Below are 12,531 nucleotides of genomic sequence, written 5' to 3'. Positions count from 1 at the left end.
CAAGCAGTAGGTGTCGTTTAGAGGCCCCAAAACGACACCTACTGCGAGTCAGTTGGGCGGCCCGGCCATTAGCAGCGGCAGCATCACCTCGTCCACCACGTGCACCAGGAATTCGTCGTCGATCGGCGCGCCCGAGAAGATGAACCGCTGCCGCAACAAGGCGGGGCCGGCCTCGATCCTGGTCTCCGTCGCTACGCTCGGATCGCATTCGCCGCGGGACGCGGCCTGCTCAATGATGGCGCGCATGATCTTTGCCACGTTGCCGCGGGCGTACTCCCGGATCTCAGCCGCCACCGCCGGATTCTGCAGCGCCTCCCCCAAGAGCCCGCGCATGGCTTGCCCTACTGCTCCTTCCAGTTGCTGGGCCACGAGCCGCAGGATCGCGAGGGCATCTCCGCGCAGGCTACCGGTATCGGGCGCGGACGCCGGACCAGGCATGGCATCGTAGGCTGCTTCGAGGACCAGGGCCGCGCGCCCGGGCCACCGCCGGTAGAGCGACGCCTTGCTCGCCCTGGCGCGCTCGGCAACGCTGTCCATGGTCAACCCTGCGTAGCCGGATTCGGCGATCTCTTCCCGGACCGCCTTGAAGATTGCGCTGTTCAGGGCCGCCCCGCGGCGGCGCGGCAGCTTCCGGTGATCCCGCTGCTGCGGCATCTCAAGGCCTCTCCGCCGAAGCGGCCGGCAGAACCACTCCCCGGGTTCCGTCCACGAATACCCGTTGGCCGTCGGCCAGGATACTCGTGCCAGAGCCGGTTCCCATGACGGCCGGAATGCCGTATTCCCTCGCGACAATCGCCGCGTGTGAGCCGAGCCCACCGGCGTCCACCACAACCGCGGCGGCCCTCTGGAACAGCGGCGTCCAGGCCGGGTTGGTATACGGGCAGACCAGGACCTCGCCACTGCGCAATTGTCCGAACTCCGCCGGTCCACGGATCACACGGACCGGACCGGTCGCTTGGCCCCGGCTGGCCGGAGTGCCGGAGACCAGGGCCCCTTCGACCTTGCGGTTCCCGGCGAAGAGCAAAGCAGGATCGAGCAACGGGATGCCTTCGAGCCCGCGCCGCTTCGCCGCGCGCGCCAGCACCAGCGGCCGGAATCGGTCACGGAGCGAAGCCGGCAGAGCGCCGTCGTCGTTGTCCTTGATGGACTCCAGTTCCTCGAACCGCAGGTGATAGATTTCGTCGGGCTCATCGAGCACGCCGGCCAACACCAACCGGCGGCCTAGCTCCCGGTAGGCCCGGCGGATCGGCGGGATCGCTTTGGTCGCGTAGAAGTGGCTGTCCTCGCGGAACGCCATGCCGGCTTGGGCGGACTCGACGGCGGCGAGCACCCGCCGACGCAGCGGTTCGAAACGGAGGGCCGGATGGCGTTTCAGTGCCGCGAGCGCATCCCCGGACTGGTCAACTGTTTGAGGCCGTTCTCCAGACATGGCCTTGACCAACCCCAGAACCACCTCGGGGGCATCGGACCACGTAGGCGAACTACTGAGGACAACGCTCGTGGTTTCGCGGTGGCCGTACTCGAGCTGGAACGCCTCGAAAGCCTCTCGGAATGCGCGATGACCGGGTTCCTTTTCCACCACGTCCAGGAGCTCACGGGGTGCTGAATCAAGTAACGCGCGGGACAACCCCGGATCGTCCCCCGCGATGGAAGCGAGCCGTTCGAGGGCCCTGTTCGCTTGGCTCGTCCGCGTTTCCGCCCCGGCGATCAATGCAGGCGCAAGCTTCGTCTTGCCCAGGAGCAAGAGCATCAACCGCATTTTCAGCACCGGCACCAGGATGCCCGGCAGATACGAAACCCTCAAATCTGTGATGCTCTGCATCGCCGCGAAGCATTCCCCGGCAAATGCAACAACCACGCGCCACCGCAACGGGCCAAGGTCCGTGCCGTTCAGTCGTTCGATGTTGCCGAGGAACAGGGAGAAACGCGGATCCCGGGTCCAGGCGGCAGCCTTGAATCGCCTCGCCCGGCGCAACAAGGACAGCGGCGCGGCAATCGTCCGGACAGTCGGGCGCGGAACCGGCGGGATGAGCTGGACCACCACCCCGTCTTCCTCCGGCAGCAACTCCTCCACCGCCGGGAAGACCACCCCCACGCTCCCGGCCATCCCGTGCAGCATGGCGAGGATCCCCCTACTCATCCAGCCGGATACGTCCAAGGGATAGGGCCGCTCCTGGAACATCTCGATGAAGAACGGCCCGACGCGCCGTTGGACCGCGTTGAGGACGGGCGGTTGGGGCGGGAGGGCGGTCAAGGGCCTCGACTGCAGGATGTAAAGCGTTCCGTCGACCGCCGCCCACTCGATGTCCTGTGGCCGGCCGAAATGTTGCTGGGCTTTCCTTCCCAGCCTGGCGAGTTCCGCCAATTCCTCCGCGGCGAGCCCTGGTTTCGTGCTTTGCGTACCGGAGTTTTCCTGCGTACCGCCACCCTCGGCCACGCTGATCACCACCTCGCGGCCACCGGGCGTGAAACTCAGCGTTTTCCCCGAGCGGTCCAACACGTAGTGCTCCGGCGTCACCCTCCCGGAGACCACGGCCTCCCCCAGCCCGGGGTTCGCGTCCACCACCATCTCGCCGCGCTCGCCCGTGACCGGGTTCGCAGTGAACAGCACGCCCGCCATCGCGGCGGGCACCATTTTTTGCACGACGACGGCGATCGCCACCTCGTGCGGATCGATCCCCTGCCGTCGGCGATAGGCCATGGCCCGGTCCGTCCACAACGATGCCCAGCAATTGGCGACCGCCTGGACGACACCGTCTCCGCCGAGCACGTTGAGATAGGTGTCCTGTTGACCGGCGAACGCGGCTCCCGGAAGATCCTCCGCCGTGGCGCTGGAGCGGACCGCGACTGGCCCGCCGCCCAGCCCCGCATAGGCATCGAGGATCTCCTGCCGCAGCCAGCCGGGCATTTCCGCCCCGGCGAAGAGGGCCCGGAGTGCCGCACTACCGGTACCATCGCCGCCGTCGGGAGCTTCATCCGGCCCGACGGACAGGAAACCGCCCAGCGCGGCACCCACGTTCGTTTCCGCCAGGAAGGACGAGTACGCGTCCGTGGTGAGGATAAATCCCGGCGGCACGGGAAACCCCTGACGCACCAACTCCCCCAGGGCGGCACCTTTTCCGCCGGCAACAGCGATGTCCCCCACGCCAAATTGGGCCAAGGACGCGATGGTCGGCTTCGGCGCTTCAGGCGGTCCCGACCCCGTGGAGTCTTTGGTGTGCTGCTGGGCATCGTCCATAACGCGGACCCCCGGAATTAGAGAACTGCTGGTTCTCTAAAAGCTACTCTCGGCCCGATCACGGCACAATGCTCCGCGACGACTGCTCCACCGTGCGGAAACGACGACGGCGATCCCGCACCAGGTGTGGGATCGCCGTCGTCGTAAGCCAGGTTCCGGCAGGTGGGCTAGGCCAGGCGGGCCTTCAGTCCGTCGAGCTCGGAGATGAGCGCGGCCGGCAGGGAACCGCCGAACTTTGCGTACCATTCCTCGATCGATGCCAGTTCGGTCTCCCACTCGGCCGGGTCGACGCGTACTGCGGCTTCCACCTCGGCGGGGGTCATGTCCAGGCCTTCGAGATCGATGGCCTCGCCGGTCGGCACGAAGCCGATGGGGGTCTCGACGGCGTCGGCCTTGCCTTCAAGCCGCTCGATGGCCCACTTGAGGACGCGGGCGTTGTCACCGAAGCCGGGCCAGGCGAATCCACCTTCGGCAGTGCGGCGGAACCAGTTGACCAGGAAGATCTTGGGCAGCCGCTCAGGGTTGGCCTTGGCGGACAGGTTGACCCAGTGGTTCAGGTAGTCGCCTGCGTCGTAGCCAATGAACGGCAGCATGGCCATGGGGTCGCGGCGCACGACGCCGACGGCACCGGCCGCAGCAGCGGTGGTCTCGGAGGACAGCGTGGAACCCATGAAGATGCCGTTGGACCAGTCACGGGCCTCGGTGACCAGCGGGATGGTGGTCTTCCGGCGGCCGCCGAAGAGGATCGCGGAGAGCTCTACGCCGTCGGGGCTGAAGTACTCCTCGGCGAGCATGTCGATCTGGTCGATCGGGGTGCAGAAGCGGGAGTTCGGGTGCGCAGCAGGCTTGTCGGACTCGGGAGTCCAGGAGTTGCCCTGCCAGTCAGTCAGGTGCGCCGGAGTTTCCTGCGTCATGCCCTCCCACCAGACGCCGCCGTCGTCGGTCAGCGCGACGTTGGTGAAGATGCTGTTGCCCTTGGCAATAGCGCGCATCGCGTTGGGGTTGGTGCCCCAACCGGTGCCGGGAGCGACGCCGAACAGGCCGGCCTCGGGGTTGACGGCGCGGAGTTCGCCGTCCTTGCCGAACCGCATCCAGGTGATGTCGTCGCCGAGGGTCTCGACCTTCCAGCCCTTGATGGTGGGGTCGAGCAGCGCGAGGTTGGTCTTGCCGCAAGCGGAGGGGAATGCCGCGGAGATGTAGTAGGTCTTCTGCTCGGGCGAAGTCAGCTTCAGGATGAGCATGTGCTCGGCCAGCCAGCCTTCGTCGCGGGCCATGACGGACGCGATGCGGAGGGCGTAGCACTTCTTGCCGAGGAGTGCGTTGCCGCCATAGCCGGAGCCGAAGGACCAAATGGAGCGCTCTTCCGGGAAGTGCACGATCCACTTGTCGGGGTTGCAAGGCCATGCGACGTCGGCCTGGCCGGCTTCCAACGGAGCGCCGAGGGAGTGCAACGCGGGGACGAAGAAAGCGTCGGTCTGCGTAATGCGCTCAAGGACGTCTGTGCCGATGCGGGCCATGATGCGCATCGAGGCAACAACGTAGGCGGAGTCGGTGATCTCGACGCCGAACTTCGGATCTTCGGCATCCAGGTGGCCCATGACGAACGGAATGACGTACATGGTGCGGCCGCGCATGGAGCCGGCGAACAGCGCGCGCAGCTTCTGCTTCATCTCGGCCGGAGCCATCCAGTTGTTGGTGAAGCCTGCGTCGTGCTCCTTCTCGGAGCAGATGTAGGTCTGTTCTTCCACGCGGGCTACGTCCGCGGGATCAGAGAATGCAGCGAAAGAGTTGGGGAAGAGCTCTTGGTTCAACCTCTTCAGGGTGCCGGCCGCAACGAGTTCGTCGGTCAGCTTCTTGTTTTCAGCTTCACTGCCGTCGACCCAGTGGATGCGGTCCGGCTGTGTCAGCTCGGCTACTTCCTCCACCCAGGCCAACAGGCGTGCATGCGTAGTAGGTGCCTTCTCAAGCAACGGCAGTCGCGCCAGATCGCCCATCGTGGTTCCCTTCCTCGGGTTCAGTGGTGTGTCCTAAATGCTAGGGGTCGCGGAGTAGACCAATCTGGGTCCAGACATGGGATCTCTTGACCATTTCGACGCAAAACCCCTAAAAATCAAGGATCTGCGTCAAAGATTTGCCAAATTTAGTGACCAAGGTCACATAGACCGGTCTAGTTAGGCAGATTACACCGCATCGATTTGGCACCAACAGCGATCTCGCGTAAAGTTTATTGAGGTTCGAGGGGGGAACGAGTTTGAAACTCCCCAGAATCACCAAGATGCGCCCATAGCTCAGCTGGATAGAGCGTCTGTCTACGGAACAGAAGGCCGGGGGTTCGAATCCCTCTGGGCGCACAAATCAAGACCCGCACCGGCTCCGGTGCGGGTCTTTTTTCGTTAAATTCCAGGCCCGAGTTTGGTTGGCGCGCCCTCCAGGTGCCGCGCGCACAACAGGCAAGGGCCGCCGTCGTACTTCATGACAAAGTACGACGGCGGCCCGTGAGCTTGGGTGCCAGGCTTTAGACCGCGACGGCGTCGCTGATGCGGCGGCGGATCCCATCGAAGTGGCGGTTGAGCAGTTCGGCTGCCGCGGCCTTGTCCCCGGTGGCGACGGCGGTGTAGATGCTTCGGTGCATGGCCGCCGTGGCTACAAGATCTTCGTTGTCGGAGCCGATTTCCACGTGTATTTTCCGGTAGACCTTCCAGAAGACGCCCATCAGGTTGATGAGGAGCTCGTTGTTCAGTGGCTCGAACAGCCGGCGGTGGAACTCGGCGTCGGCGGCGACGAAGTTCTCGCCGGAGTTCGCGAGCTCCTCCATCTGCTTGACGGCTTCTTCGATCAAAGCGAGCTGCTCGGTGGTCATCACATCCATCGAGGATCCGATCAGCCCCGACTCGAGGGCCTGGCGCACGTCTACGAGTTGCAGCGCCTCGAGCCCCTGGTGGCGCAGCGACAAACGGCCCCGGAACGTCAGGCCGTCGGCGAGCGCCTCGAAGTTGCTCGGGGCGACGAACATGCCAAAACCATGGCGGATCTCGATGACACCGAGGGCCTGCAGAACTTTCAGGGACTCGCGCAGCGTGTTGCGCCCTACGCCCAAAGCCACCGAGAGTTCGTTTTCCGTGGGCAATGGATCGCCCGCCTCGAGCTCGCGCTCGAGGATCAATTCCATAATGTCCGACTGGAGGGCCCTGAGCCGGGCCTGTGCGCTGAACCGCGCCTGCGGAACGACACCGGAAGTGGTCATGGCTCTCCTTGCAAAAGTACTCATCCTTGGCCTGGATCCTGTGCGGACCGGGGACAAGGAATCAGTGCGGTGTTAATGTTGAGGTGAGCCTAGCGCCCACCGTGGATATAGTGCTTCGCAACATACAATATCGGATGTCCCATCTCCTTGATAGATGTTCGCCCTTATTTTTGACCGAGCCCCAGGCCGACCCCGCCGGCGAACCGTGGCGCAAGGCCCCGACGGCAGCCCCCGCTGGCAGCGCCGGAGCCGCCCGTCGGGTCGCCAGTGATCCAGATCTCGCTTGACGACTTCGTGTGACCGCCCTTACAGTTTCTTTACGAGCATCGGATGTCCTACATCCGATAACCAGAAAACTTGAATGGTGAGGCATCTTATGAGCAACACGATTAACAAACTGCCGCTGGTCAGCGACGCGAGCCGGCGCAACTTCCTCCAGCTGACCGGGGCGATCGGAGCCGCGGCAGCGTTCACGGCCACCCTGTCCGCGTGTGGCGGTCCTGCCTCCACCACGACGGACGGAGCGAACAACACTGCGACCGTCAACAAGGACCTCACCATCGAGGCAGGCATCTCCTATGCCCTGTCCACGGGTTTCGACCCGCTGACGTCTTCCGGCGCCACGCCGCAGGCCGCCAACCTGCACATCTTCGAAGGCCTCGTGGAACTCCACCCCGCTACCCGCGAGCCCTATAACGCGCTGGCCGCGAGCGACCCCAAAAAGGTCAACGACACCACGTACCAGGTGACCATCCGCGACGGCGCCAAGTTCCACAACGGCGCCCCCGTCACCACGGACGATGTTGTCTACTCCTTCACCCGCGTGATGGACCCGGCCAACAAGTCCTTGTTCTCCCAGTTCATTCCCTTCATCAAAGACGTCAAGGCCCTCGACGCGAAGACGGTGGAATTCTCGCTGAAATACCCCTTCCCCGGTTTCGGACCGCGAATCTCCGTGGTGAAGGTGGTTCCGAAGGCGTTGGCCTCGACCGATCAGAAGGGATTCGATGCCAAGCCCGTCGGTTCCGGCCCCTACAAGCTGATCTCGGCCGTCAAGGACGACAAGATCGTCTTCGAAGCATTCGCCGATTACAACGGCCCCAAGCCGGCACTCGCCAAGGGGATGACCTGGTTGTTGCTCTCGGACGCGGCAGCCCGTGTCACGGCAGCCCAGTCGGGACGCGTCCAGGCGATCGAAGACGTCCCCTACCTGGACATGGACGGGCTCAAGTCCAAGACACGGGTTGAATCCGTGCAGTCCTTCGGCATGCTGTTCCTGATGTTCAACTGTGCCAAGGCCCCGTTCGACAACAAGCTGGTCCGCCAGGCACTCCACTATGGACTGGACAAAGACGCCATCATCAAGAAGGCCTTGTTCGGCAATGCGAAGGCCGCGTCGTCGTACTTCCAGGAGGGCCACCCGGACTACGTCAAGGCAAAGAACGTCTATGGCTACGATCCCCAGAAGGCCGCGGACCTCCTCAAGCAGGCCGGCGTGAGCAACCTCGAATTCGAACTGCTCACCACGGATACCGCCTGGGTCAAGGACGTTGCCCCGCTGATGCTGGAATCCTGGAACAAAATCCCCGGCGTCAAGGTCACCGCGAAGAACCTGCAGTCCGGAGCCTTGTACTCAGACAGGGTCGGCAAAGCCGACTTCTCGGTAGTCGCGGCCCCTGGCGACCCCTCCGTCTTCGGCAACGACGCGGACCTGCTTTTGAGCTGGTTCTACTCCGGCGCCACCTGGATGGCCAAGCGCGCCTACTGGACTACCCCGGAAAGCGCCACCCTCCAGGGCCTGATGGATAAGGGATCACAGGCCGCGGCCGCTGACGCGAAGAAGATCACCGGCCAAATCGTGGACCTCGTCTCCGAGGAACTTCCCTTGTACCCGCTGTTCCACCGCCAGCTCCCCAGTGCCTGGGACGAAAAGAAGCTGTCGGGCTTCAAGCCGCTGCCCACCACGGGACTGTCCTTCATCGGCGTCGGCCGCACTTCGTAGCACGCCGCACCCCACCCCAACTGACTCGCATTTGTTGTCGTTTAGACGGCTCAAAACGACACTTACTGCGAGTTAGTTGGGTACCCGCACCAAAGTAACCGGAGAACAAATTGGTCATGATATTGCGTCTGCTTGGACGCAGGCTCGCAGCATTGCCCTTGATGATCCTGGGCATCACACTGCTGGTCTTCCTCGTCCTTCAAGCAGCACCAGGCGACCAGGCCAGCACGGCCCTCGGCGAAGGCGCCAGCGAGGCAGCCAAACAGCAGTACCGCCAGGACAACGGCCTGAACGATCCCCTGTTCGTCCAATACTTCCGTTTCCTCGGCAGGCTCCTGCATCTCGATCTTGGCGTCACCACCCCGCCGTCCAAGTCGGTGGCGAGCATGATCGCCTCGGCTTTCCCGCTGACCCTCCAGCTGACCTTCCTCGGCGTGATCATCGCCATCGTCCTGTCCTTGGTCTTCGGCATCATCGGCGCCCTCTACCGCGACAAGTGGCAGGACCAGCTGGTGCGGATCTTCTCCATCGCGGCGATCGCCACCCCGTCCTTCTGGCTAGGCATCCTGCTCATCCAGTGGTTCGCGCTCGGCGACAACCCGCTGTTTCCCTCGGGTGGAATCGCGACGCCGGAGTCCGGCTTCGGCGGTTGGCTCAACTCGATGGCGCTCCCGGCCCTCGCCCTCGGCATTCCGGTCTCGGCTTCGCTTATCCGCGTGGTCCGCACGTCCATGGTGGAGGAACTCGACCGCGACTACGTCCGCACGGCCATCGGCAACGGGGTCCCCTACCGCGAAGTGGTTTCCCGGAACGTCCTGCGCAATGCGCTCGTGACTCCGGTGACCGTGCTGGGGCTCAGGATCGGCTACCTCCTGGGCGGCGCCGTCGTGATTGAAATGATCTTCGCCCTTCCCGGCATGGGCCAGCTGATCCTCAACGGGATCACCAACCTGGACGTCAACCTGGTCCAGGGCGTGGTCCTCACCATCTCGGTCACCTTCGTTCTGGTGAACATCGTGGTTGACCTCCTGTACCTGCTCATCAACCCCCGAATCAGGACGGTATAGCCATGCGCAGCAAACTTGCTGAACGGCTCAGCGCCCCGGGCGTCCGTTTCAAGTCCCTCCCGTGGGGATCGCGTTTTGCCTTGTTGTTCCTCGTGGTCATCGCCCTGGCGGCGATCTTCGCACCTGTCATCGCGCCGCACGATCCCCTGGAAACGTTCATTCCGGCGCAAGCGCCGGACGGCGACCACTTCTTCGGTACCGACCGCCTGGGCCGGGACGTCTTCTCCCGGCTCCTTTACGGTTCGCAGTCTTCACTCATGATCGGCCTCGGCGCAGTGGCCCTCGCGATCGTCGTCGGCGCAGTGCTTGGCTCCCTGGCCGCGACGTCCAGCAAAGCTGTCAACGAGATCATCATGCGCCTCATGGACATCCTCATGGCGTTCCCGGGCATCGCCCTCGCAGCCGTACTCCTGGCCGCATTCGGCAACTCGGTGCCCACGATCATCGTCGCGATCGCCATCATCTACACGCCGCAGCTCGCCCGCGTAGTCCGCGCCAATGTGCTCTCCCAATACGGTGAAGACTACGTCCGCGCCGAACGCGTGATGGGTGCAAGCCGCCCCTACATCCTCCTCAAGCACATTGTCCGCAACACCGCGGCCCCGGTGCTGGTTTTCGCGACGGTCATGGTGGCCGACGCCATCATCCTCGAAGCATCCCTGTCCTTCCTCGGCGCCGGTGTCCAGGATCCCGCGCCGTCCTGGGGCAACGTCATCTCCTACGGCCGCAACCTTGTCCTGTCCGGCGGCTGGTGGGCTACCACCTTCGCCGGCCTCACCATCCTGCTCACCGTGCTTGCGCTGAACATCCTCGCCGAAGGCCTCACCGATGCCATGGTGAACCCGAAGCTGCGCAAGGCTCCCGTTGTGAAGGACGACGACGGTGCTGCCGCTGCCTTTGCGGGCGCGGCAGTGGCCGGTGCCGCCGTCGATACCGAGATCGCGACGTCGGTAGCCCAGTCTTCCGTGGTCGAGCAGCACGAGCTCGACGGCGTCCGCGCCGCCAACGGCGATCCGCTCTCGGAAGAGGACTACGCGGCGTCTGTCCTGAATGATCCGCGACTCGCGGTGGAGAATCCCCACGCCCTGCTGGATAAGGAGCTCGAGCTCCTCGCGTCCATCGAGGCCAAGCGCACGGACCGGCTCGCCCAGGTCCCCGCCGACGCCCGCAACGTGCTGGAGGTCAAGAACCTATCCATCCGCTTCCCCGGCCGTTTCGGCGAAACCGCGATCGTGGACAACGTCTCCTTCACCGTCCGCGAAGGAGAGACCATGGGCCTGGTTGGCGAATCCGGTTGCGGCAAGTCCATCACCTCCCTCGCGATCATGGGCCTCCTGCCAAAGACCGCCGAGATCACCGGGTCCATCACCTTCGACGGCAAGGAACTCCTGGATTCCGGCTCGAAGCACAGCAACGCCAAGGCCTACCAGGGCCTGCGCGGCGAACAGATCGCCATGGTCTACCAGGATGCGTTGAGCTCGCTCAACCCTTCCATGAAGATCAAGGAGCAGATGACCCAGCTGACCAGGCGCGGCGGACGCAAGACCCCCGCCGAGTTGCTGGAAATGGTGAAGCTCGATCCCGTCCGGACGCTCGCCAGCTACCCGCACGAGCTCTCCGGCGGCCAGCGCCAACGCGTCCTGATCGCCATGGCGCTCTCCCGCTCGCCGAAGATCGTGGTGGCTGACGAACCCACCACCGCCCTCGACGTCACCGTCCAGAAGCAGGTAGTGGAACTGCTCAACGAACTGCGCGAGCAGCTCGGCTTCGCCATGGTCTTCGTCAGCCACGACCTCGCCCTGGTCGCCTCCCTGGCGCACCGGATCACGGTCATGTACGCCGGCCAGGTGGTGGAATCCGCACAGGCTTCGGAGCTCCTGCAAAACCCGCGGCACGAATACACGCGCGGCCTGTTGGGCGCGGTCCTGTCGATCGAGGCCGACGCCGTCCGCCTCCACCAGATCCCCGGCACCGTCCCGTCGCCGCGCGATTTCGCTCCCGGCGACCGCTTTGCGGCCCGCTCGCTGAGGCCCGACGCCGACCCGAACCAGCAATTGGTCCTCGCCGTTGTCGATCCTGCCGGCGACGGAGTAGACCGCGACCACTACTGGGCAAGCCACCTGAAGGAGGACGCAAAGTGAGCGTTTCAACCGGCAAGCCGGTCATCGAGCTCAAAGACGTCAAGGTCCACCACCGTGCCCGCACGGGCGGTCTCTTCCGGCCGAACATCGTCAAGGCGGTCAACGGCGTGGACTTCAGCATCAGCCGCGGCGAAACGGTCGGCATCGTCGGCGAGTCCGGCTGCGGCAAGTCCACGCTCGCTTCAGTGCTCGTGGGACTCCAGGCCCCGACGTCGGGCCAGGTTCTCTTCCACGGCAAGCCGGCCATCAAACGCAACGCCCGGATGCGCAAGGAATTCGGACGCGCCGTCTCCGTGGTCTTCCAGGACCCGGCCACGGCACTCAATCCGCGCATGACCATCCAGGATATCCTCACCGATCCCCTGCAGGTGCACGGCATCGGCAACGCCGCGTCGCGCTCCGACAAGGTCAAGGAACTGCTGGCCCTCGTCGGCCTGCCGCAATCGGCCGGCGAGGTCACGCCGTCGCAGGTTTCCGGCGGCCAGCGCCAGCGCGTGGCGATTGCCCGCGCCCTTGCCCTGGACCCTGACATTATCGTGGCGGACGAGCCGACGTCGGCCCTCGACGTTTCCGTCCGCGCCCAAGTCCTCAACCTGCTGTCCGACCTGAAAACCCAGCTGAACCTCGGCATGGTTTTCATCTCGCACGACATCCAGACCGTCCGCTACGTCTCCGACCGCATCTGCGTCATGTACTTCGGACAGATCGTCGAGGAAGGCCCGGCCGCCCAGGTCTTCGACAACCCGAGCAACGACTACACCAAGAAGCTGCTCGGCGCCGCGCCCAGCCTGCTTCACACCTAAGTTTTTCCCATCCAGATCCAAGCAACGGAGATTTCT

At 64.4% G+C, this 12,531-nt stretch carries 8 protein-coding genes and 1 tRNA gene; 5 read left to right on the top strand and 4 right to left on the bottom strand.

Going from position 1 to position 12,531, the window contains the following annotated elements; translation table 11 throughout:
- Window positions 1-48: 48 nt before the first annotated feature.
- The 3 genes from KNN17_RS14340 to KNN17_RS14330 form a co-directional block, all read right to left on the bottom strand.
- A complete protein-coding gene (locus KNN17_RS14340) occupies window positions 49-654 on the bottom strand; it encodes a TetR/AcrR family transcriptional regulator (RefSeq protein WP_241709702.1) in 606 nt (201 codons plus the stop codon).
- A 1-nt stretch (window position 655) separates the two neighbouring features.
- Window positions 656-3,238 carry a PEP/pyruvate-binding domain-containing protein gene (locus KNN17_RS14335; RefSeq protein ID WP_241709701.1) on the bottom strand — a complete coding sequence of 861 codons (2,583 nt, stop codon included), beginning with the start codon at window positions 3,236-3,238 and terminating at the stop codon, window positions 656-658.
- A gap of 167 nt (window positions 3,239-3,405) precedes the next feature.
- Complete coding sequence (locus KNN17_RS14330; RefSeq protein WP_241709700.1) at window positions 3,406-5,232, bottom strand: phosphoenolpyruvate carboxykinase (GTP); 1,827 nt, start codon at window positions 5,230-5,232, stop codon at window positions 3,406-3,408.
- 283 nt (window positions 5,233-5,515) lie between these two features.
- On the opposite strand from KNN17_RS14330, the gene KNN17_RS14325 reads away from it, so the two are divergent.
- Window positions 5,516-5,589: transfer RNA gene (locus KNN17_RS14325), tRNA-Arg, on the top strand.
- A 164-nt stretch (window positions 5,590-5,753) separates the two neighbouring features.
- On the opposite strand, the gene KNN17_RS14320 is transcribed toward KNN17_RS14325, so the two are convergent.
- Entirely contained in the window at window positions 5,754-6,482 is a 729-nt protein-coding gene (locus KNN17_RS14320) for a FadR/GntR family transcriptional regulator (RefSeq protein WP_078106576.1), read from the bottom strand.
- Window positions 6,483-6,843: 361 nt separating this feature from the next.
- Between KNN17_RS14320 and KNN17_RS14315 the strand changes: the two genes are divergently transcribed.
- From KNN17_RS14315 to KNN17_RS14300, 4 genes are all read left to right on the top strand, one after another.
- Entirely contained in the window at window positions 6,844-8,484 is a 1,641-nt protein-coding gene (locus tag KNN17_RS14315) for an ABC transporter substrate-binding protein (RefSeq protein ID WP_241709699.1), read from the top strand.
- Between the two features lie 110 nt (window positions 8,485-8,594).
- The gene (locus KNN17_RS14310) at window positions 8,595-9,551 is read left to right on the top strand and encodes an ABC transporter permease (protein WP_274619728.1); all 957 of its coding nucleotides are present in this window, start codon (window positions 8,595-8,597) and stop codon (window positions 9,549-9,551) included.
- Window positions 9,552-9,553: 2 nt separating this feature from the next.
- Window positions 9,554-11,692, top strand: coding sequence for a dipeptide/oligopeptide/nickel ABC transporter permease/ATP-binding protein (locus KNN17_RS14305; protein WP_241709698.1), 2,139 nt, complete (start codon window positions 9,554-9,556; stop codon window positions 11,690-11,692).
- Complete coding sequence (locus KNN17_RS14300) at window positions 11,689-12,495, top strand: ATP-binding cassette domain-containing protein (protein WP_078106580.1); 807 nt, start codon at window positions 11,689-11,691, stop codon at window positions 12,493-12,495. The genes KNN17_RS14305 and KNN17_RS14300 overlap by 4 nt, the downstream gene beginning before the upstream one ends.
- Window positions 12,496-12,531: the final 36 nt, after the last annotated feature.

Source organism: Arthrobacter bambusae (assembly GCF_022606295.1).
GTDB lineage: Bacteria > Actinomycetota > Actinomycetes > Actinomycetales > Micrococcaceae > Arthrobacter > Arthrobacter bambusae_A.
This window is presented reverse-complemented; position numbering and strand designations above follow the sequence as displayed.

Bases quoted from the DNA above. Each gene is read 5' to 3' on its own strand.
- KNN17_RS14340 (WP_241709702.1), bottom strand. From the start codon at position 654: ATGCCGCAGCAGCGGGATCACCGGAAGCTGCCGCGCCGCCGCGGGGCG.
- KNN17_RS14335 (WP_241709701.1), bottom strand. From the start codon at position 3,238: ATGGACGATGCCCAGCAGCACACCAAAGACTCCACGGGGTCGGGACCG.
- KNN17_RS14330 (WP_241709700.1), bottom strand. From the start codon at position 5,232: ATGGGCGATCTGGCGCGACTGCCGTTGCTTGAGAAGGCACCTACTACG.
- KNN17_RS14320 (WP_078106576.1), bottom strand. From the start codon at position 6,482: ATGACCACTTCCGGTGTCGTTCCGCAGGCGCGGTTCAGCGCACAGGCC.
- KNN17_RS14315 (WP_241709699.1), top strand. From the start codon at position 6,844: ATGGTGAGGCATCTTATGAGCAACACGATTAACAAACTGCCGCTGGTC.
- KNN17_RS14305 (WP_241709698.1), top strand. From the start codon at position 9,554: ATGCGCAGCAAACTTGCTGAACGGCTCAGCGCCCCGGGCGTCCGTTTC.